Annotated in this window: 17 protein-coding genes; 8 read left to right on the top strand and 9 right to left on the bottom strand. The window is 49.3% G+C overall.

Features of this window, described 5'->3' with window-relative positions:
* Positions 1 to 178 precede the first annotated feature (178 nt).
* From AC0YN4_RS08850 to AC0YN4_RS08840, 3 genes are read left to right on the top strand one after another with little or no spacing between them, the layout of a single operon-like run.
* Positions 179 to 1,510, top strand: coding sequence for a spore germination protein (locus AC0YN4_RS08850; RefSeq protein ID WP_475781112.1), 1,332 nt, complete (start codon positions 179 to 181; stop codon positions 1,508 to 1,510).
* Entirely contained in the window at positions 1,507 to 2,616 is a 1,110-nt protein-coding gene (locus AC0YN4_RS08845; RefSeq protein ID WP_475781111.1) for a GerAB/ArcD/ProY family transporter, read from the top strand. The genes AC0YN4_RS08850 and AC0YN4_RS08845 overlap by 4 nt, the downstream gene beginning before the upstream one ends.
* Positions 2,613 to 3,719, top strand: a complete 1,107-nt coding sequence (locus tag AC0YN4_RS08840; RefSeq protein ID WP_475835622.1) for a Ger(x)C family spore germination protein — start codon at positions 2,613 to 2,615, stop codon at positions 3,717 to 3,719. Before AC0YN4_RS08845 ends, AC0YN4_RS08840 begins: the two co-directional genes overlap by 4 nt.
* A 71-nt stretch (positions 3,720 to 3,790) precedes the next feature.
* Here the strand turns inward: AC0YN4_RS08840 and AC0YN4_RS08835 are convergent, their stop codons facing one another.
* Positions 3,791 to 4,687: a phytanoyl-CoA dioxygenase family protein gene (locus AC0YN4_RS08835; RefSeq protein WP_475781109.1), complete on the bottom strand. Its 897-nt coding sequence runs from the start codon at positions 4,685 to 4,687 to the stop codon at positions 3,791 to 3,793.
* Between the two features lie 177 nt (positions 4,688 to 4,864).
* On the opposite strand from AC0YN4_RS08835, the gene AC0YN4_RS08830 reads away from it, so the two are divergent.
* Both AC0YN4_RS08830 and AC0YN4_RS08825 read left to right on the top strand, forming a co-directional pair.
* The gene (locus tag AC0YN4_RS08830; protein WP_475781108.1) at positions 4,865 to 5,758 is read left to right on the top strand and encodes a helix-turn-helix domain-containing protein; all 894 of its coding nucleotides are present in this window, start codon (positions 4,865 to 4,867) and stop codon (positions 5,756 to 5,758) included.
* Positions 5,759 to 5,923: 165 nt separating this feature from the next.
* Entirely contained in the window at positions 5,924 to 6,730 is an 807-nt protein-coding gene (locus tag AC0YN4_RS08825; protein WP_475781107.1) for a sugar phosphate isomerase/epimerase family protein, read from the top strand.
* A gap of 367 nt (positions 6,731 to 7,097) precedes the next feature.
* On the opposite strand, the gene AC0YN4_RS08820 is transcribed toward AC0YN4_RS08825, so the two are convergent.
* From AC0YN4_RS08820 to AC0YN4_RS08785, 8 genes are all read right to left on the bottom strand, one after another.
* Positions 7,098 to 8,513 carry a sulfatase gene (locus AC0YN4_RS08820; protein WP_475781106.1) on the bottom strand — a complete coding sequence of 472 codons (1,416 nt, stop codon included), beginning with the start codon at positions 8,511 to 8,513 and terminating at the stop codon, positions 7,098 to 7,100.
* Between the two features lie 167 nt (positions 8,514 to 8,680).
* Positions 8,681 to 9,607, bottom strand: coding sequence for a TauD/TfdA dioxygenase family protein (locus AC0YN4_RS08815; protein ID WP_475781105.1), 927 nt, complete (start codon positions 9,605 to 9,607; stop codon positions 8,681 to 8,683).
* A 32-nt stretch (positions 9,608 to 9,639) separates the two neighbouring features.
* Positions 9,640 to 11,193 carry an extracellular solute-binding protein gene (locus tag AC0YN4_RS08810; RefSeq protein WP_475835621.1) on the bottom strand — a complete coding sequence of 518 codons (1,554 nt, stop codon included), beginning with the start codon at positions 11,191 to 11,193 and terminating at the stop codon, positions 9,640 to 9,642.
* 66 nt (positions 11,194 to 11,259) lie between these two features.
* The gene (locus AC0YN4_RS08805; RefSeq protein ID WP_475781103.1) at positions 11,260 to 12,126 is read right to left on the bottom strand and encodes a carbohydrate ABC transporter permease; all 867 of its coding nucleotides are present in this window, start codon (positions 12,124 to 12,126) and stop codon (positions 11,260 to 11,262) included.
* Positions 12,127 to 12,142: 16 nt separating this feature from the next.
* Positions 12,143 to 13,120, bottom strand: a complete 978-nt coding sequence (locus AC0YN4_RS08800) for an ABC transporter permease (RefSeq protein WP_475781102.1) — start codon at positions 13,118 to 13,120, stop codon at positions 12,143 to 12,145.
* A 330-nt stretch (positions 13,121 to 13,450) separates the two neighbouring features.
* The gene (locus AC0YN4_RS08795) at positions 13,451 to 14,419 is read right to left on the bottom strand and encodes a hypothetical protein (RefSeq protein ID WP_475835620.1); all 969 of its coding nucleotides are present in this window, start codon (positions 14,417 to 14,419) and stop codon (positions 13,451 to 13,453) included.
* A 465-nt stretch (positions 14,420 to 14,884) separates the two neighbouring features.
* Complete coding sequence (gene msrA, locus AC0YN4_RS08790) at positions 14,885 to 15,355, bottom strand: peptide-methionine (S)-S-oxide reductase MsrA (protein WP_475781100.1); 471 nt, start codon at positions 15,353 to 15,355, stop codon at positions 14,885 to 14,887.
* 293 nt (positions 15,356 to 15,648) lie between these two features.
* Positions 15,649 to 17,253, bottom strand: a complete 1,605-nt coding sequence (locus AC0YN4_RS08785; RefSeq protein ID WP_475835619.1) for an ATP-binding protein — start codon at positions 17,251 to 17,253, stop codon at positions 15,649 to 15,651.
* Positions 17,254 to 17,446: 193 nt separating this feature from the next.
* On the opposite strand from AC0YN4_RS08785, the gene AC0YN4_RS08780 reads away from it, so the two are divergent.
* Genes AC0YN4_RS08780 through AC0YN4_RS08770 form a run of 3 tightly spaced genes read left to right on the top strand, consistent with a single transcriptional unit; the run spans position 17,447 to position 21,077 of the window.
* Positions 17,447 to 18,886, top strand: coding sequence for a spore germination protein (locus AC0YN4_RS08780; RefSeq protein WP_475781098.1), 1,440 nt, complete (start codon positions 17,447 to 17,449; stop codon positions 18,884 to 18,886).
* Positions 18,874 to 19,983: a GerAB/ArcD/ProY family transporter gene (locus AC0YN4_RS08775; RefSeq protein WP_475835618.1), complete on the top strand. Its 1,110-nt coding sequence runs from the start codon at positions 18,874 to 18,876 to the stop codon at positions 19,981 to 19,983. The genes AC0YN4_RS08780 and AC0YN4_RS08775 overlap by 13 nt, the downstream gene beginning before the upstream one ends.
* Positions 19,980 to 21,077: a Ger(x)C family spore germination protein gene (locus AC0YN4_RS08770; RefSeq protein WP_475781096.1), complete on the top strand. Its 1,098-nt coding sequence runs from the start codon at positions 19,980 to 19,982 to the stop codon at positions 21,075 to 21,077. The genes AC0YN4_RS08775 and AC0YN4_RS08770 overlap by 4 nt, the downstream gene beginning before the upstream one ends.
* Positions 21,078 to 21,165 lie beyond the last annotated feature (88 nt).

Below are 21,165 nucleotides of genomic sequence, written 5' to 3'. Positions count from 1 at the left end.
GATGATCAGGACTGTTTTTTCATTCCGGGGCTTGTGAAGCATAACGATCCGTACGGCTGATCAATCCGGTCTTATCTGTCGGAGGCCGCTTAGTCGGTTTTATTGCGAATACGTTATCCATTCTTCACATGTTTATCCCAAATTTGGACACTGTAACATAGTGAAGGAGTGGCGACCATTGGCAACCATTACAATCGCTTCGATTCAAGAGGCTCTTTATCATACCGATGATCTAGTCGTGCGCGAACTGAATATAGGCGAATCTAAAGCTGTACTTATCTATTTGGAAACGATGTGCGAGGCCGCCAAAATCGAACTCAGCCTGTTCAAGCAGCTGCGGCGTGAAACGGCAGATGGGAACACCTTTCCGCCTCTAGAAGAACTGCTTACCGCAACCAAAGTTGATCTTTGCCCCACTATTCAGAAAGCTGTTGACGATCTCATTCACGGACGTGCCCTGATCTGCGAGGCAGAAGCGAATCGCTGCTACAGCTTTGATGTCAGCAAGCAATACAGGCGCTCTCCCGCAGAGCCTGAGAATGAACGTTCCTTGGCCGGCAATCGGGACGGTTTCGTGGAGCATCTGCAAAGCAATTTGAATTTGATTCGTAAGCATCTGTCCACCGGAGAGCTAAGCGTGCGCTATTTTTCGCTTGGCACGACGGCGAACCGGCGGGTTGCTTTGGTATGGCTCGATGGAACCGCCGACAAGAGCATGGTCTATGAAGCTGCTAAACGTATTTCCGCCTTGACATCCACGCACGACTTGCATCCCGGTCTTCTTCGCAAGCTGTTGCGTGAGAACAAATTCTCCATTTTCCCGCAAATTTTCAATACGGAAAGGGTCGATTTTGCTTCAGCCCTGTTGGCTCGCGGAAGGATCGGCGTGCTTTGCGATCAAAGCAGTTCCTGCCTGATTCTTCCTGTTTCTATCTATACCTTCATGCTGACGGTGGACGACCTGATTCAAGGCACGTGGCCGTCGATGCTCATGCGGATAGTAAGGGTTGTCGGATTGATGTTCGGCCTCCTTCTGCCCAGCCTTTACATCTCGATTGTCGGCTTTAATTATGAAGTCCTGCCGTTCAAAATGGCGTTCAGCATCAAAAGTTCCCTGGAGAGCGTTCCCTACCCTCCGATCTTTGAAACGATGCTCATGATTTTCATATTCCAGCTCATTGCCGAAGCCACGCTGCGTCTGCCCTCAGCGCTCGCCCAAATGACGGGTATCGTCGGCGGTATCATTATCAGCGAGTCGCTCGTTCAAATCGGGTTCGTGTCGAATATTCTAATCGTGGTTATTGCGCTGACGACCATTAGTAAATTTACCATACCATCTATGGAGCTCCGATCGACCACGACGATTTCGCAGTTTATCCTTATTTTCGGTGCAACTGTCCTGGGCTTTTACGGTATTGCGTTCGCGTTTATCGGCGTACTGATCCACGCCCTTGCCATGGAACCTTTCGGCGTTCCTTACTGTCTGCCGGTTAGGAGCATCAAGCGATGAAAACTGCGAATCTCCCGATCGGTCCCATCCAACTATTCTGTCTGCTGTTCCAAGCCCAGTTCGGCCTAGGCGTCTTATCTCTTCCACATGCGGTCGATGCCGATGCCGGACAAGACGGTTGGATTGCCTGCCTATTCTGCGGTTTAATTAACTTGATTCTATTGCTCGTGATTTGGATACTAAGCAAGCAGAACAGGAGCCTAACCGTATTCCAGATGCTGCGACAGCGGCTTGGCCCTTGGATAGGCGGATTATTCAACTTGGCCATAGCCGCATACTCCATTACCGTAAGCTATGAAACCCTTGCGAATTGGGTCTTCATCTCGAATCTTTGGGCGTATGAGAATACCCCCGCATGGATGCTGTCACTGCTGCTCGTCGGCGGATGCGCCTTTCTCGTTTCGCAACCGGTCCGTGTTTTCGCCCGTTTCGCCGTATTCGCCATGGCGTTCGTCCCGCTGTTCATCGCGCTAATCTGTTACACGCTTAAGGACGCAAATCTGGATTATATATTGCCGGTTTTTTCGATGGGGCTAGCAAAAATCAGCCTTGGAGCGTGGAGTGGGATGATGTCGTATGCCGGCATCGGCATTCTGATGGTACTGTCTCCTCATATTCAGATGCCGTCCAAATCGGTTCTGCGCATTGCCATAACAGCCAATATCGCGATCACAGCCGTTTATATGCTCTGTGCATTCTCGACTACGGCCATCTTCAGTACCGAGATGATTGGCTTCATCCGCGAACCGTTATTATTTCAATTCAAAACGGTTTCGTTCAAGATCATGGAGCGAACAGATCTCATGGTACAGACCATATGGATTCTGTTTATCATGACTTCCTTATCCACCTATCTGCTGCTGTTCATGTCCGCGGTGACAGCGCTGGCCAATGCCCGGAAAGGAGTAAGACTTCCCGCTCTGTTTGTGGTTGCCCTTGTCTTAATTGGGGTAGGTGCGTGGAAGCTGAATGTCTCGCAATTATCGAAGCTGCAGGACATCATCGCTCTTTACGTGCCGACGGTGGCGATCGGGATGGTTTTGATGATGCTCATAATGGTTTATCTACACAAATGGCTATCAGGTAGGAAAGGGGCTCGAGCATGAAGCCGCAGTCCGAAAGAACCTTCCTCTTGCTCCTCCTCCTGCCGTTATTAACCGGGTGCTGGGACAGTCGCGAATTGAAGGAGATCCGAATCGAACAGGCTGAAGCCTTCGACTTACTCGATAACGGCAACATTCGCTTCACGATTACCATTCCAACCATTAAGTCCGCCGTTCAATCCAAATCCTCCATCGTCTCGCCAAGCTTTACTGGGGATGGAAGAACCGTCAATGAAGCCTACCTGGAAATGAAAAAGGCGGTTTCGCAGGAGTTAGACTTTGGCAAAGCTCGCGTGATTCTAATCAATAAGCGATTCGCAAAGAAAGGTTTCTACCCTGCGCTGGAATCATACTACCGGGAAGCCCGCAGCCCGATCAATGTCAAGATGGCTATCGTTAACGATTCCGCAGGGCAAGTCTTGAAGATGAAAGTCGCTGATCGCTTAATGATCAGCGATTACCTCTACGATTTGCTTCAGAGCAGCGAAGAGAACGGCTTGATTCCAAAAGTTTCGCCGTATCTCATTTCTTCCTTGTTCACCAATAGCGGTACCGACGCCGTGCTCCCGATCATTAATCCACTAGGAAAAGACCGTGTAAAACTAGAGGGACTCGCGCTCATGCATGGGAAGCGGATGACCGGAGAGTTGGATGACAAAACATCCGCGAATTTCGTCATGCTTTCCAAATTCAATCCCGAATACTTCACTGTCACGGAATACATCAATACGATAAAAGCCAATGTTTCCCTATTTATGTCCCGTGATAAGCGGAACATAACCGTCGCGACCGATAAGGGTACCGTCAAGGCCGTCATCAGCGCCGATTTCACATGCAATCTGGTGGAAATCCCCAAAATGGTTCACACGGATGAGGAGATGCTGAAGAAGGTTGCATCAGAACTGGAGAAACTGTTGAACGATAAAGCGAAGGAAGTCATCAAGCAACTTCAGCAAGCCAATTGCGATGCATTGGGCATCGGACTTCACATCAAAGCGCATCATAACCGCTATTGGAAATCCATCGCGTGGGACGACGTCTATCCCGAGATAGATATTGAACCCCGCATTAAAGTCAGCATCGAAAAGAGCGGGATCATGGAGTAGAGCACATTAAGGCGATCTCTCTCCGTTGTATTCCGGAAAGCGATCGCCGCTCGTTTCTCTCAAGGTTTAACTTAAATCGACCATTCCTTTCGTGCTTCTTCCATGGTCTTCGACTTTTCTTTGCCCCACGCATAATGGCCCTTCGGCTTCACGCCTACCCAGCGCTCATCAACGGGCTCCGAGCGAAGCTGATAGCGAGTATCGGAACTCATGCGGAATCTGTTGGTCGTATTATTGACCGAGCCATGCAGCAGGAACATGCCGAAGATAATGATGTCGCCAGCCTCAAACGGCGTCGTTGCCCATTGGCCGCCGAACTTGTCCACGCATTCGATCGGATCTTTGGAAATCCACCCAAGCTCGATATTGTCACGATCGACATCCATTTGTCCGTAAGTCGCTTTAATTTTCTCGAAGTTTTGCGATCCTAGGCAGATCGATAGCGGCCCCTGTTCGTATGGAACATCGCCTAGCGGCGTCCACATCGTATACACTTGTTTGGTACCGCGTCCCATATAGACGATGTCGTAATGGGCTCCGGTAAAGTCGCCGTTTCCTACTGCACGCGGCCATTTGTAGTCATAGGTCATCGCTTCTCCGCCGAGCAAACGATCAAAGAAGCTCATCACTTTCTCGCTGTTAACCAGATGATAGAATGGCAGCATGTTCTCATCGTCTTCATTCACGGCGCCGCCGAACATCGCGCCTTTGGCGCCTGGAGCAATGACACCTTCTTCAATCGGGAAGCCGGAATCCAGCTTATTCATGTCATGAAGCTTTTGCAATATTCCGCTGCGTGCGCTCATCACATCCGCCCGATCATGGAAACCGCGAATAAGCAGGTAGCCATCCTCTTCCAACCGTTGTCTGAGCGCATCTACATCGTGCAGCAAATCATTTGCACTGCGAAGCTCCGTCAAATACTTGCTGCCCATCTCGAGTTCCGCATTTCCCATCATGATCTTCATTGATAATTCCTCCCGTTTGAGTGGTTTCTGCTTGATAACCGAATCATAACACCGGTTATTGAAGTCAACCATTCAGAACGGTATGGATTTGTTACATAAATGTAGTCTATACTAATTGTTATCCCTCAAATACTGATATATTTGTAGGAAAACCACCGATTACAGAGGTCGATCTCGATGGATCATATGTTTCGATTGCCCAATTTGTACAATGCCATCCGCATTCCGGGCATGGAATACGCCAAACAAGAAGCCGGATGGTCCTATTCGGATCATCGGCACCCTTTCTTCGAATTCCTGTTCTGCATTTCCGGTGAGATCGAACAGTGGGTCAACGGCCGAATGTATCATCTGTACCCCGGAGATGCGATTATCATTCAATCGGACATGCTTCATCGTACCGAAACGCGAGTAGGCTGCAGCTTTTTCGATTTTCATTTTGAAGTCGAAATCAATGCCATCAATATGATCTTTCAACTCACCTCCGATCCTGTATTTCGCAGTGAATCGCATGGGAATGTATCGGAATGGGTGACGCAGTTCATTACGCGTTTCGGTGAGCATTTGCAGCACATGATGGCTCGCGATGATAAGAGAACCTCGATTACCGACGAAATGACTGCCTCCGTTAAGCAGCTGCAGATCCATTCCAGCATTTTGGATTTTATCGGCAACCTGGCATCGGAGCTTATTTCCACGCAAAATCATCAGCATCCCGCTTCCGGCATTAAACCTTCGCAGATGAAGCTTGCGCGGGAGGCGGCCTATTGGATGGAATATCATCTCCATACGCCGATGAATATATCATCGCTATCGACACAATTGAATGTTCACCGAACCTACTTGCATGAATGCTTCAAACTCGTCTATGGGATCTCACCTTCTGTGTACCTGCAGCGAATCCGCATTCGCGAGGCCAAAAAAATGCTGCAAAACCAATCGATCAGCGTGGAAGAAATCGCTCATTCCCTGTGCTATTCTTCAACCAGCCATTTCAGCCATGCTTTTCGGACGGCCATGGGGGTCTCGCCTCAGCAATTCCGTAATTTCACTAGCACAACTACAGAGTAAAAGAACCAAGCACGCCAGCCTACTAAGGCGCAGCCAATTGCTTGGTTCTTTTTTATCTACATATATGCAAACATGCTGGACGAATAGAAATGGTGCGGTCCGCTGCCTGATGCTACCATGAAACGATAGGGAAGCTATTATGAGGCATAAAGGAGTAAACCACCGATGAGCATTCAATTGTTTAAATCGTTATGGGGCATGGAGCATCTGTCCTACCGGGAAAGTATCGAGCAAATTGCGGCAGCCGGTTACGACGGCGTGGAGTCGACACTGCCTGCTCCTGAACATACGAACGAATTTATGGAGCTGCTGCAGGAGCATCAACTGAACTTTATTGCCCTTATCGGCTCTAGCGGCGCAACAGTCAGCGCTCATGAAGAGGTGTTTGCCGCAGGGATAGAACGAGCAGCGGCATTCCGCCCGCTGCTTGCTATTTCCCATAGTGCCAGGGATTGTTGGTCCTTTGAGGATCAAGTCCGCTTCTTCCGTTCGGCGCTTCGCGCAGAGCAAGCCGCAGGTGTACGCGTTGGGCACGAAACGCATCGCCACCGCGCCATGTACACGCCTTGGAACACGGCCAAGCTGCTTGAGGAACTGCCTGATTTGCGCATTACAGCAGATTTCAGCCATTGGTGCTGTGTCTGTGAAACGTTACTCGAGGATCAAGGGGATGCGCTGAGGATCGCCTTCGAACGTACGATTCACATCCACGCCCGCGTCGGCTATGCGCAAGGACCGCAAGTTCCCCATCCTGCCGCCCCGGAGTATGCGCTGGAATTACAGCGGCATGAGCTATGGTGGAGCAGCATTCTTGCACAGCGCGAGGAGCAGGGATTCACATCGACAACCGCAACCCCTGAATTCGGGCCGCCCGGGTATATGCATACGCTCCCCTTCACCCATCAGCCGGTGTCCGATTTATGGGACACTTGCTTATGGATGGGGGAGCGTCTGCGGACAACATTCAAATAAGCCTGCGGCGATGCTCTGAGGGAGGGAGCCGAAGCTGCTTCATTCCGCACGAACCGGGGGCGCCGCGTAGGCTTCATACCGCACGAACCGGGGGCGCCGCAATTCCTACATTCCGCACCGTATGGTGCTGCTCCCTGAAATGATGTCAGTTGTGCAACATTTTCGCTGGAAAGTCCCTTCACCGAAGGTAATGCTGCGCGAAATGCAACATTACCTTTTTGATGTTGGCTTTTAAGCTTGAATTCATCGAAAATGTTGTATTTCGGGCAACATTTTCAATAGAGCAGCGGAATCCTGGCAGAAATGCTGCATTTACTGCAACATTCCGCATGCACTCCCAAACAAACTAACCCCATCTCGCATTTCACTACGCATTGCCCGATACGCCTGCGACGCTGCCTTCAGGATTGTCTTCCGGCATGATGGCTTGAATCTGCTCACGCCACCCGTGAAGCATCTGACGCAGTCGTTCGGTCCGCTCTGGATGCAATTCAGCAATATTGTGCTCTTCCGATAGATCTGTTCTCAGGTTGTATAACTCCAAACGCCCGTCTTCAAAAAACTCAATGAGCTTATAGTCTCCCTCTCTCACCGACGACCCCGGCGTTCCCCCTTGATTGCCGTAATGGGGGTAATGCCAGAATATAGCGTCCCGGCTCAGGCTCTCCTCACCTCTAAGTACGGGAACTAAACTTACGCCGTCCTTATGCTGATCCGGCAGCAGGTCCAGTCCCGCCATCTCCAGCAGCGTCGGATAGAAATCAGGGCTCGTTACCGGGACCTCACTAACACTGCCCGGCTTCGTGACGCCAGGCCATCGGATAATTAGAGGCTCCCGCACGCCGCCTTCGTACATCCAGCCTTTCCCTTCTTGAAGCGGACTGTTGCAGGTCGGCGAACCTTCGGCCGTTGCCAGACCTCCATTGTCGGACGTGAACACGATCACGGTGTCATCCAGCTGGCCTGTTTCTTCCAATGCCTTCACTAATCGGCCAATATTCCAATCGAGATTATAGATCATCGCCGCGTAGGCAGGGTCAGACTGCACGATGCGCCTCTGCACCCGCAAATGTTTCTTATGTTCGCAAGGGAAGAACTCTCCTTCGACGAACGCCTCCACGCGGTCCAGCCCAAGAGCCTTGGCCTTGTCCGCGAAACGCTTGGTGAGCTTTGCGCTGACCTCGATCGGGATGTGCACGGCATAATGCCACAAATTCAGAAAGAATGGTGTCCCGTCATTTTGCCGGATGAGCTCTATTGCCTCGTCCGTCAGTCGGTCCGTTAAATATTCTCCTTCAGGCCCTTCCCCCAACGTCTCAATGCCATAAGGGCTAAAGAAGCCGTTTAACGGCATCCCCCAGCTGCAGCCCCCGATATTGACATCGAAACCGTGTCGGTCCGGATAATGTTCACGTTCGCCGAGATGCCATTTGCCCACATGCCACGTCTGATAGCCCTGCTCCTTCAAAGCGGACGCCACGCTTTTCTCCTGCAGAGGAAGGTGCCGGATGTACGGCGCATCGATCAGTTTACCGGTCGTATGTCCGCCGATCCAGTTGGTCACGCCAACATGCGCCGGATATTTGCCGCTCATCAAGCTGGCCCTGGTAGGCGAACAGACCGGAGCGGCAGCATAAGCATCGGTGAATCGAACACCCTCGGCGGCAAGCCGGTCCAAGTTCGGCGTTTCATAGAAGATGCTTCCATAACATCCTAGATCCATCCAGCCCATGTCGTCGATTAAGATAAATAGCAGATTTGGCTTTTCCTTCGGCTTACCCACCAATTGTTCTCCTCCAATCTATAAATAGGGAAGAGAGCCCGCGTCACCCGCGGGCTCTTGTCTTCTCAAGGTGAAACGGCTGTCGCCGTCCTTTCGGCGGAGAAGCGCGTTTCATTCCGGTGAAAAATAAGCATGGTATAAGGTGAAACTTATACTTTCTTATATTTTTAATAAGGCCGATCGCCTACAATCGCCACCCGCTCCGCTACGCGGCGGTTCGGGTAATAATCCGAATTCGCATAATGCTGAGTTGCGCGATTATCCCAGAATGCGATGGAGTTCGCTTCCCAGCGGAAGCGGACTTGAAACTCAGGCAGCTGCGAATGGCGGAACAGATAAGTCAGCAGTTCTTCGCTTTCCTCCGGCTCCAGGCCAACGATTCGCACCGTAAAGTTCGGATTGACGAACAGCGTTTTTCTTCCCGTTTCAGGATGAGTACGCACGACCGGATGCTCGGCCGCCGGAAATTCCTCTTGCCGGCGCTGCAATTCCTCGGGAGCCAGATTCACCCCGAAAACGTGGGTGAAATCATGAATCGCCGTCAGCCCGTCGATGCGCTGTTTCACCTCATCCGGCAGATTATCATACGCAGCCGCTTGATCCGACCACAGCGTGTCGCCTCCGAGTGGCGGCACCTCTGTCAAGCGTAAGACCGAACCAAGTGCAGGCGTCAGTCTCCAGCTGACATCCGAATGCCAGTTGTTCTCGTGCCCGGGCTTCTTGTCATTCTTCGCGAAGCGTACGACCTCATTCGAATTTCCTTGAGGCAGGAAAGGATGGGTTTCCAGCTCTCCCCATAGTCGGGCGAAAGCCTGCTGCTGCTCGCTGGTAATGTCCTGATCGCGGAAGAATATCACTTTCCATTCCAGCAATGCGCGGTTCAGTTCCTTCTGCAGCTCCGGCGATACCGGATTACTCAGGTCGACACCCTCGATTTCTGCGCCGATCAGCGGGCCATAAGGTTTAACATGAAACAACGTATACGGCTGCTCAACTACTCCCTCCGGCAACCGGTCAATAATGCGTGGGCCTCCTTTAAGACCTCGATCCGGAATTTGCCTCGGACGTTCCTCGTTCGTAATCGTTTTAACCATCGCACATTCTCCTCACTATTCGCTATTTGCGGTTATTTACCTGCGTCTTGATTCTTGTATTCTTCGTTAATCTCTGTCAGGATGGCATCGCCGCCGGCTTGACGCCATTCTTTGCCGAGCTCTTCGATCCCCTTATCTACGTCAAGCTTGCCGTTTAACAAGTTTACGAAATATTGGTTGTATACTTCATTAACCGCTTTTCCATATTCAATCTCAGAATTCGTCTTGCGGGTAATGAGATTTGGCACAAAATATTGTGAGGCGACTTTGACCGATTCAATGGCGCGATCAATGTTCTTCTCCGTCTGCGGCAAGTAGTTCTCATCGATTGGCCAAGTCACGTTACCCCATGCAAGCGGATGACTCCAGCCGTTCGGAGCAAACCCGTCTTTCTCGCGTTCCGCTTCGTTGTAAGTAATTTGATCTCCTTGCTTCGTGTAATGGACCCCTTCAATGCCGAGCTGCAGCAGGTCGCGGCCTTCCTTGGACAGCATGAACTCGATGAACTCCGCCGCCTTCTCGGGATTCTTGGCCTTATTGGTAACAGATGTGAAAAAAGCGGTCTTCGGACGCGTAGCCATACCTTGTTTGCCGTCCGGTCCTGCCGGCGGCGGTGCGAAACCAAGCTTCCCATCGGGATTGACCTGCTGCAAACTGCCTTCTACGCGGCTCACGTGGCGGAATAGTGGGCCATCCATTACACCCGCTTTGCTTTGGAAGAACTTCTGCTCCTTTGTCGGCCGGTCATAGATGATATATTCCGGATCGATCAACTTCTCCTGGTACCATTTCCGCAGCTCCTCAATCCCCTTCTTGAAAGCAGGATCTTCGAAGCGCGGAATGACTTCTCCTTTATCGTTCAAGGCATAGTCAGCGTATGGCAGTCCGTACGCATATAGAACAAAATCGAATGCGGTGAGTGCGTCCCCGGCAACCGGCTTGTTCGTGATAAAACCGAAGGTGTCGGCTTTGCCATTGCCATCCGGGTCCTTCTCCACGATGGCTTTCAGCGTATCGTGAAACTCATCAAGCGTTTTCGGATGCGGCAAGCTCAGCTTATCCAGCCAATCCTGGCGGAATTGAACGGTGTAATTCGACTTTTCCATGCCGCTCACGAAGGGATATCCGTAATATTTTCCGTCGACGGCAGTCCACTGCAAGCCATTGTCGAGCTTGGCTTTGATTGTGGGGAGTTTGTCGAAATAATCGTTCAATGGAACCACAATGCCTTCTTTGATCCATTGGGAAACGGATGAGGACGGATACTGCGTGGTCACAACGTCAGGAAGATCCCCGCTCGCGATCGCCACGTTAATCTTGTCGTACGAGAATTCCGGCGATATCTTGATCGTCAGCTTGATGTTCAGCCGTTTATTAATCTCGGCAATAATGCGATCGTTCGGCACCAACGGCTTAGCTCCTTGATCGCCGGTGGTCAAATACACGAGTTCATACGGCTCTTCCGCAGCGGAACCGGAGTTGGTACCGGAGTTGTTCGTACTCGCTTCGTTGGAGTCCGGCTTATTGGAGCAGCCCGCCGTTACGATCAGTGCTGCCGCAGCTAGTCCAATCACCCATTTTTTCATTGTTAACCCTTTCCTCTCAACCATTTCTCTTTCCTCCCGTTAGATCATTTTTTTATAGTGAAGGAATTACTCCTTGACCCCGCCAATCAAGACGCCATTGATAAAATACTTCTGGAAAAAAGGATAGATGAGCATGACCGGAATGGAAGCCGCCATAACCGTCGCCATCTTGATGGACGGTCCAAGGAGGAACAGGCTGTCGCCGCCTCCCGAGTAGGACGATTCGTTCTCGAACAGCATGCTTCGCAAGAACAGCTGCAACGGCCATAGTTCCTTGTCGCTGATGAAGAATATCGCGTTGAAGAAATCATTCCAACGCGTTACGGCATAGAAGAGTGTAATCGTCGAAATCGCCGGCATCGATAAAGGGATGACAATCTTGAACAGGATCCCCAGGTCATTACTGCCGTCAATCTTGGCTGCTTCAACCAAACCATCCGGCATCGAAGAGAAGAAGTTTTTCATAATAATCAGGTTATACGTATTGAGAGCGCTCGGAATGATCAACGCCCATACCGAGTTCATCATGCCTAGGTCTTTGACAACCAGATAGGTCGGAATAATACCTCCGCTGAACATCATCGTAAAAACAAGCAGGAACATGATTACGCGCTGCCCCTTAAGTGAAGGCCTCGACAGCGCATATGCCGCCAGAACCGTAAGGATCATATTGAGCGCCGTTCCCACAACCGTGATGAACAGCGTCACCCCGTAAGACTTCCATAATTCATTCATTGAGAATAAGTAGGTATACGCTTCGAATGTGATCTCTTTGGGAAAAAGATGAATACTGGAACCGAGGTACTCCTCCAGCGGGATGATCGATACAACGAACGTATCCCAGAATGGATACACCGTAACGATGGCTACGATAGTCAGAAATACCACATTAAACGAGTTGAAAAGCTTTCCTGCCCTGCCGGTGTATTGCATAAATCTCCCTCCCGTATCAGTAAACGCCCTGTTCTCCCATCTTCCTGGAAAGCCAATTTGCCAGAACGAGCAGAGTAAAATTAATCAGGGATTTAAATAAACCAACCGCTGCCGCAAGGCTGAATCTGCCATCCGTTAAGCCGATTCGGTATACATACGTGTCGATAATATCCGATACGCGGTATACACCCGGATGATAGAGCACGAATATCTGCTCAAAGCCGGCTTCCATAATGCCCCCCAGCCGAAGAATGAGAATGAGCACGATGGTACTCCGGATCAGCGGGATCGTGAGATGCACAAGCCGCTGGAAGCGATTTGCCCCGTCGATGACCGCCGCTTCGTATAGATGCGGGCTGATTCCGGCCAAGGCCGCCATGTAGATAATCGTGTTCCAGCCGAACTCTTTCCAAATCATCGAGAAGACAAGCGTGCTGCGAAAATAAGATTCATCACTTAGAAATCCGATAGGCGTACCCCCAAACAGCTTAATCAAGTTATTGACGATGCCGCTGTCCGTGGAAAGCAAATTAATGAGAATGCCGCCAAGTATCACCCAAGAAATAAAGTGAGGCAGGTAAATGATCGTCTGGATCGTCTGCTTAAACACCTTCACCCTTACCTCATTCAATAGCAGGGCAGCAATAATGGGAGCCGGAAATCCGAAGGTAAGCCGGTAAAGCGAGATGATCACCGTGTTTTTGATGACCTGCCAGAATTTATCCTGCGAGAACAAGTATTCGAAATGCTTCATACCGGCCCAATCACTGCCCAATATCCCTTTCATAATGCTGAAATCCTTGAAGGCAACGACCGCTCCGTACATCGGGATGTAATGAAAGATCAAGTAGTAGAGGAGTGCGGGTACCAGCATCAAATACAGGTAACGATTGAACCAGACATACCTCATCAGTTTTAATTTGCGCCTAACGGGCTTCTTGTGAGGCAGCACTCTAGCCTCTTGCAGAGCCGCCTCGCTGTCAACGTATTCCATCCACGAATGCTCCCTTACGGTAAAATAAAAGACACAACATCGAGTACATGTTGTGTCTCCGGTTGAACGGTCGACTTCGTATTCATCTCATCAATCAAGTAAATTAGCGGCTTGAATCTCTGGTCATCCAGTCGTTTTTCCCAACAAAAAAAGGAGACTCAGCGCCTTTGTTAAAGCGTGGTCTCCGGTTGTCCGGTTGATATTTTATTATTCCGATGAGATTACTTTGGTATGTGGATTATACTATCATGCCAACTTTTCGACGTCAACTGTTATTTCCTGAATTCTCCAGAAGGGTCTCCGCTTGCAGCCCGGAGGCCTTCAATCATTTTATAGCGGCTGGTGCGCTGTCAGCTTAAATTCACGGCGGTACTCCATTTGTTCCCCGGGCTGCAGTTCAATGGCTTTGAACGATTCTACGCTGAATGCGTGGGGACATCCCCATACAGCCACCTTGGAAGGCACGAACCAGTCGATCTCCCGAATGCTGCCGATGTTCTCATATTGGATACAGAGCTCGAATACGTCATCATCCCTCTTAACTGGCTCCGCTCTATAATAGAAAGCTTCTTGCGGTGCATCTGTGAAACGAAGCTGCCCATCAACCTCTTGGATAAAGGATGGGAGTTTACCGGGATCAACAGCTGCATCCATGTGATAGGAATACCCCGGCCCGATCGGTTGCTCCTGGATGGCGATAAAATTGTGTACGTATTCCTCCGTGCAAATCGCCTTTGAGCCTAAATTCACGAGCTTGTAATCGATAACAACGCCATCCTCGGTCAACGTAAATGTTCGGGAAACCCGCATCCGGCAACCACCGGCTTCTTGGCCGTCCGAACTCAAGGTCACCGATGCGGGACTGTGCTGCACCACCTCGAACGTATCCGGAAGACATTCATATTGCTTGTGGAAAATATAACGCTCCGAGTCCTTCTTCAACAAGCCGACGCCGGGTTTGACGAACCATTCTCCAATCTCGGCTTCCTCAGGCTGAAAGAGGCCGAATTCGGAGCAAATTCCCGCCCCGCCGGCACCGATGGGCCGATCCGGAAACTCATGGGCACCAAACGAAATCCCCTTGAAGCTTATCGCATACAAATAAGCAGACCGGTCGAATCGCGTCCCCTTATACTGCTTTCCCGGCGTGTCAAGTCGAACCTTAATATGGTCATTGGTTAATAGAATCATATGCCTCTCTCCTCTTCCTTGGACGATAGGCTGCCGTTTGCCGCGCATCGCATCCTCATTTACCAGCCTCTCTTCAAGTGTATCAATAAATGCATCATTCTGCCGCACCCGATGGCAACCGCATCAAACGATAACGAAAACAAAATACTCTCGCCTCTAAAATAGAGGCGAGAGCAGGCATCCCAGCTCTAACGGTCGTGACAGTGGCTATTTGGCCTAAATGTACCCATTTTAATTTCTAACGGTTGCCAGCGAACTTATTTGATCGTTTTCCACTAGGAATGGGTCCATTTGCTGCAAATAACGTCTGTCACAACCGTTAGCGTTTCAAACAGGCTGATTTGCATGAAATAGCCACGCTGACAACCGTTACATTTTGATTCAAGGTGTGTAGACAACAAAGTGACTGTCGAGACTTTCTCGGGTAACATGGCTCTCGCCTTCTGAATAAGAGACGAGAGCATTATTCCCGTGGAACAGGCAACTAAGAAATCGACACAATAGGAATTTTTCACTTTGCGTGCTGACATGCAACAAGGAGCAGCTGCCGATGGCAAACTGCTCCTTGTATCGTCATTTACCTAGTCCCAAAGCTTTGCTTAAACAGAAAGCTAAACCATTTTTCTCGTAGTAGTCCTGATGTTCTTCCTCCGCTTTGTAGAACGTAGTCGCAGCCGTAATCTTCGTTGCGTTGCCAATACGTTTGGCAGCGCCTTTTCGAGATAATTCAGCCAGTTCTTGTTGTTCAGTGCTTGTGTAGAAAATAGCAGCTTCTGCAGGACTGGCGTTCTTCCAGAAATGCTGCAGCAATTCGTTATACGTAATCACATTCGGATTATAATGCACCTCGACTGCTTCGAGATGGTCCGTTGCATGAGAAACAACTTGTTGATAAGTCGGATCCTTCATTACTCCACCCGTATACCCGGCATACACAGTTGAGACACCATCAAGCTTCTGAAAAGCATCTTCCATATGCCAGAAACAGCCGCCTGCAAAAACAGCGGTTTCTAAAGGAACAGCATGTCCATTACCTGTCTTCATTCGTATCCCTCCAATATTCTATAGGTGCATTAACGCAGCGACTTGAATGCAATGCGAAGTTCCGAAGCCATAAAATGTAACTATCTAAGTCGTCTTAACAAGTTACTAGACGTACTATATCACGGCCCGGCCGCGATGGCAAGTAACTATTTAAATTAATTTTGGTAGTTACAATTTAAACAAAGCCCTTTGATGTTTCTGAAACGCAAAAAAACCGCCTTACCAAGAGGCGGCTATCTTAATTTGACACAATCTTTATTGAGGAATGTCACAACATAGGATGGATGGTTCGATTATTCGCTTTCAATTGGAGCAGCAGCAGCAGGCAGCATGATCGCGAACACCGTTCCCGCCGGACTTGTCTCTGTGACTTCCATTCGTCCGCCATGATCTTGGACGATCTTATGCGAAATGGATAAACCCAGTCCTGTCCCTTGAGCTTTGGTCGTATAGAAAGGTTCAAACAGCTTTGCTTTGGTATCTTCGGACATCCCTTTACCCGTGTCAGACAATTCGATGAATACGCCGTTCTCCATTCCGTAAATCTTAACACCGATTCTCCCGATATCGTCCATCGCGTCAATGGCGTTTTTGAACAAATTAACGAGCACCTGCACGATTTTGTCCTTGTCTATTCGCACATATATGGGATGTTCGGGATAATCGACAATAAGGTCATGACCTTCTCTCTCGATTTCCGTGCCCATTATCGAGAGAGCCCTTTCTACACAGGAGCGGATCGCTTCCGTTTTCATTTGGGAGAGGTTAGGTTTCGAGAATTGTAAAAACTCGGATGTCAGCTCGCTAACCCTCGTGATTTCATCCATGATCATCGGGTGGTATTTATCGATATCCTTATAGCCGTGCTGATAGGCCAGCTGCAGAAACCCTTTTATCGTTGTCAACGGGTTGCGGATTTCGTGGGCCATTCCCGCCGCCAGCTCGCCAATTACCTTTAACTTGTCCGAACGGAAGAAGTGCTCATCTCTTTTCAGCCAGGCTTCTTTCTTTTGAAGAAACAGCTGATCTTCTACATCCTCTATCGTTTCATTCGTCGAGCGTCCGTTTGAAAAAGCATAAGCGTAAATGATGTCTAAATGGGATGACTGTACGATTATGGTTTCGATGACATGCTTCACATAATCTTCAGCAGCTTGTTGATCGGTATACGCCATCGCGATTGCGAATTCGCTCCCGCCGTAACGGGATACGCTCGAAGAGCCGAAATGTACGGTTAACTGTCTGGCGATATCCTTCAGCCCATTGTTGGCTTTCTCAAACCCTTGCTGGAAGTTGACGACTCTCAAATCCTGACAGTTCATAATAATTAAGCCATATTCGCCGCGCTCTTTCATTCGGTTTAATTCATTGCGAAATTCATGGTAATTAAGCAGTCCGGTAAGAACATCCCTTTTCAATAGCTCATCATTCTTTTTCTGCAGGTCCTCTTTTTCCTTTTGTTTGGTCTTGATGATCCAAATCATGGCCACAAGGACTAATCCGCTTGCAATGTCAGATAACGTAACTAACACGGAGTAATCATTAATTTCCGAATACGTGTAGCGCACCAGACTGTATAAACCCATCAGCAGAAGGGCGTGGTAGTAACTGTGTTTCATCGTTTCACTGCGGGTCAGAAGACGGATGAGTTCGATCACATAGAGTGTCAAGCACCAATTCAGTTCGCTCAACCAATGAAAAACGATTAGACATGCAATTTGTAAGTAGATTTGCTTGGTAGAATTCCGCATGAGGTTAATGGACAGAAACACGGCTATACCCGCAGCGATCATGAAGAGAGGGTATGTCGTCCGTTCTAAATAGATGGATGAAAACGAAATAATCCCTAGCAGAACAGGGAGCAATATTTTAAACAGAATACTGTTTGCCATATCCATGTCACCCTTACGCTATTGTTAATATTTCCCTACTCCTTGTTCATTCGATAAACAAGGCGAAATACCCTTTCGCAGACAAGTAAAAATCACGTGAATAAACAACGTGTATCTCAAGATCCCCCTCCCGTCGATTGCATACTTTTATCACTTGATGGTGAAATTATGGAAAACGATGCGTGAGGAGGGAGAAATTGTGAAGTTAAGCCCATCCGTAGAAGAATCAGAGTCCTATCTCAAGCAGCTCTTCGCCGAACAAAGCGACTTTCAATCGAAACGGCTGTTCATCGGGGAATCGGAGTTTCGTTTGTTTTATTTCGATACGCTGATTGATTCCGGCGTCGTTCAAGAATTTATTCTGAAACCACTGCTTCAACGTCCGGAAGCGAAGATTCAGGATGTCGTTTCCATTCTCGATTACGCCGAAACCGAGCAATTCGAGGATGCGGTTCAAGCGATCATATATGGCAAAACCGTGATGCAGCGCAATGGAGAGGACAAGCTTTATCTGCTCGGTGCGGATCTCAAGAAGGAGCGCTCCATCAATATTCCGACCAATGAGCGGGTTCTTCGCGGCGCGAACGAAGCGTTTATTGAGAATTTAGATACGAATCTGAACCTGATGCGCAAGCTGATCAACTCTACGGACTTTATCGTCAAAACCTATACGCTCGGGCGGATCTCCCAGACAAAAGTGGCAGTTATGTACCTCAAGTCCATTGCAACGCCGGCGATTGTTGAAGAGCTGGACAGAAGGCTTCAAAGCATTGATATTGACTATGTAGAGGTACCGGGTTTTCTCGATGAGCTGATTCGGGAGAAGAAATACAGCCTATTTCCTCAGCTGCTCATTACGGAACGGCCTGACCGCGCGCGTTCGTATCTCATGGAAGGCAAGGTCGTCGTCGCTGGAGCCGGGTCGCCGGATACCCTTATTTTACCTGTATCGTTCTGGTCGTTCTTCCAAAGCGCGGACGATTATCAGATTGGCTGGTTACTGGGCTCCATCTTTCGACTATTACGCATTTGCTGTTTCTTTATTACCATTGGTTTGCCCGGCCTTTATGTAGCGGTCAGTGCCTTCAATTCGCAGCTGCTGCCGATCAATTTCGTCAATACGCTGCAGAGCTCGCTGAAATATGTTACATTCCCTCCGGTATTCGAGGCGCTTGCCATGATGCTCTTGCTCGAAATATTAAGAGAGGCGACGATTCGGCTGGCCAGTCCCGTCGGCCAAACGATCGGCGTCGTTGGCGGTATCGTGATCGGGACCGTCGTCGTGCAATCCAATTTGGTATCCAATACGATGGTTATCGTCGCGGCTTTAACGGGCTTGGCCTCCTTTATCGTACCTTCTTACGAAATGAGCAGCGCGATGCGCCTGCTAAGTTATCCGGCGTTGCTCTTATCTGCACTGTTCGGCTTGTTTGGGCTTGCCTTTTTCTTCATCATGGTCTGCATCCACCTCTGTCATTTGGATACGATGGGATATCCTTACTACACGCCTCCGTTCTCATTTGGCGACGCGAAGGACACGTTGATTCGAGCTCCGATTTGGAATTTGCGTAAAAGGCCTGCAGCTACAGCGCCGGGTAACCGAATCAGGCTGCGAAATCCAAGGGGATGGAAACGATGATCAAAGAAGAAGGCATCAGCGGAAGGCAGCTGTTCACGCTCATCTTTATGTCCCAGATTGGGCTTGAAGTGCTGTCCTTGCCGCATGTGGAAGCAAGCATTGCCGGGCATGATTCTTGGATTGCCGTATTGCTGTCCGGACTGACTGCGCAGATCGGCATCATACTGATTTGGTGGCTTGGCAGCCGATATCCGGCGCGGAATTTCTTTGCCTATACTTCTTCCATAATCGGCAGACCGCTTGGAGCTTGCATTAATTTGATGTATGGATGCTACTACACGCTTTCCGGGTATTTGCTGATCATGCTTTATGTCGAACTTTTATCTCGCTGGCTGTTTATACTCACGCCGAAATGGGTGCTGATTCTGATGCTGCTGATCGTCACCGGCTATGCGGCGACTTCCTCGCTGCTGAAGCTCGCGAATCTCACTCAATCTTTCATGCTCATTCCTGTCGTTGGTTTCCTGCTCATTGTTTGTAGCGGGCTGTATGGGATGGACATAAGAAATTTGCTGCCCATCCTGCCGAGCGGCTGGTCTCCGGTTATGAAAGGCGTGTACACCGCATTCACAGCCTATGTCGGCTACGATCTGCTGCTTTACGCTTACCCGTATGTAAAGACGAAGAGCAAGAAGAAGCTGCTGCTTGCGATGACGCTCGCGAACGCCTGCACAATTATCTATTATGTGGCAGTCTCTCTGATCTGCTCCACGATGTTCAGCTTAAAGCAGCTCACGCTTATTCCCGAGCCGATCGTTTTTATCCTCAAGAACTATCAGATTGAGATTTTGCAAAGCATAGACATCCTGTTTCTAATCTGCTATTTGTGTTTGGTTTCGGATACGGTTTATGTGTATTTCTTCATGGCGGCGAAAGCGTTTATGCATCTTCGCGGACGAGGCTTGGGCAAGCAGAAGGTCTGGGTCTTGGTTATAACAGGCGCATGTTTCATCGGGAGCTTCCTCCTGAAGAGAAGCAGCGCGATTAACCAGCTCGCAACGATACAGGACCAACTGTCCGTCATCATGCTCTTTGCTTTGCCAGTCATTCTGCTCATTATCTCCGGGTTGCGGGGCGTTGGGAGGGGCAAAATATGAAGAGAGGGATTACTTCACTGATGATCTGCCTGCTGCTTACAGGTTGCTGGGATCAGGTGCAGCTGAAGAAGCAGCTATTCGTCGATGTTGTAGGAGTGGATTACGTCGGGGACAGCAAGAAACTCAATGTGAGCTACATTATTGCTACGCTTAAAGAGGCTAATCTGGGAGGGGGCAAACCATCCGGAATATATGTAAGCTCAACAGGCGACAGCCTCTATGATGCCGTAAGGCAAACCAACCAGACAATGCCGGGCATCCTTACTGTTCAAGAGACCAGACTGTATCTCATAACCTCGCGCTTTGCCAAAGATCAACCGCTTAACTATTTGAATGCCACCGGCCAATTCATAACCAATCCGTTATATGCCTATTTAGCCGTGTATAACGGCGACCTGTCGAAGCTATTGTCGAAGAAGAAAATCAAAGAGCAAATCGTACCGGAATATTTGGTTGGTTTATTGGACGATCAACTGAGACGTGGAAGAATTCCTTCCAATAAACTGCTTCGCTATATCCTTGGAGGCGAGGGATTCGTAAACGACTTTGCTCTGAATATGTTCGAACCCAGCGGGGACGAGGTGCGTCTTGCCGGTACCGCCCTGTTTCGCGACGGGAAGTATACCGGGGTTAATCTGAATAACGAGGAAACGCTATTAGCTTGCCTCATGCATGAAGCTTTGGGCAAAAACCAGCCGCTCATCGGGCATATCGAAGGTAAGGTATATACGGTTTTCGTTCAGAACGTGAAGCACGATCTTCATGTGATTCACAATGAGAAAGACATTCGCGAGATTGACATCTCGCTAAAGCTCGACGTCACATTAGTCGAAGATGGCTTTAACGATAAGAAACATACAAACAAGATGCTCGCAGATCTGGAGAAAGCAATCGCCGCGGATCTCACCTCGAAGGCATCTTCCATCATTGCCACATTGCAGAAGGCGAATTGCGACTACTTTCAGCTTAGTCATGAGGTGGCAGCCTATCATCCGAAGCTGTATAAAGGGATGAATTTTCGGGAGCAGTATCCGAAGCTCACCATTAAGCCAAACGTGAAGGTTAAGATTCTGAACACCGGCGTTCTGGGGTAGCACAAGTAAGTCTGCAGCTGTTGAAGCTGCAGACTTATTTTCGTGATTTTGTTCCCTTCAAGCGCCAATTCCATTAGCCATTGTCGAC

It is taken from the genome of Paenibacillus sp. J22R3 (assembly GCF_056269305.1).
This window is presented reverse-complemented; position numbering and strand designations above follow the sequence as displayed.

What these genes read in the sequence shown, in the direction of transcription:
- AC0YN4_RS08845 (WP_475781111.1), top strand. Translation starts at nt 1,507, where the DNA reads ATGAAAACTGCGAATCTCCCGATCGGTCCCATCCAACTATTCTGTCTG.
- AC0YN4_RS08840 (WP_475835622.1), top strand. Translation starts at nt 2,613, where the DNA reads ATGAAGCCGCAGTCCGAAAGAACCTTCCTCTTGCTCCTCCTCCTGCCG.
- AC0YN4_RS08835 (WP_475781109.1), bottom strand. Translation starts at nt 4,687, where the DNA reads ATGAAGATCATGATGGGAAATGCGGAACTCGAGATGGGCAGCAAGTAT.
- AC0YN4_RS08830 (WP_475781108.1), top strand. Translation starts at nt 4,865, where the DNA reads ATGGATCATATGTTTCGATTGCCCAATTTGTACAATGCCATCCGCATT.
- AC0YN4_RS08825 (WP_475781107.1), top strand. Translation starts at nt 5,924, where the DNA reads ATGAGCATTCAATTGTTTAAATCGTTATGGGGCATGGAGCATCTGTCC.
- AC0YN4_RS08815 (WP_475781105.1), bottom strand. Translation starts at nt 9,607, where the DNA reads ATGGTTAAAACGATTACGAACGAGGAACGTCCGAGGCAAATTCCGGAT.
- AC0YN4_RS08810 (WP_475835621.1), bottom strand. Translation starts at nt 11,193, where the DNA reads ATGAAAAAATGGGTGATTGGACTAGCTGCGGCAGCACTGATCGTAACG.
- AC0YN4_RS08805 (WP_475781103.1), bottom strand. Translation starts at nt 12,126, where the DNA reads ATGCAATACACCGGCAGGGCAGGAAAGCTTTTCAACTCGTTTAATGTG.
- AC0YN4_RS08800 (WP_475781102.1), bottom strand. Translation starts at nt 13,120, where the DNA reads ATGGAATACGTTGACAGCGAGGCGGCTCTGCAAGAGGCTAGAGTGCTG.
- msrA (WP_475781100.1), bottom strand. Translation starts at nt 15,355, where the DNA reads ATGAAGACAGGTAATGGACATGCTGTTCCTTTAGAAACCGCTGTTTTT.
- AC0YN4_RS08785 (WP_475835619.1), bottom strand. Translation starts at nt 17,253, where the DNA reads ATGGATATGGCAAACAGTATTCTGTTTAAAATATTGCTCCCTGTTCTG.
- AC0YN4_RS08775 (WP_475835618.1), top strand. Translation starts at nt 18,874, where the DNA reads ATGGAAACGATGATCAAAGAAGAAGGCATCAGCGGAAGGCAGCTGTTC.
- AC0YN4_RS08770 (WP_475781096.1), top strand. Translation starts at nt 19,980, where the DNA reads ATGAAGAGAGGGATTACTTCACTGATGATCTGCCTGCTGCTTACAGGT.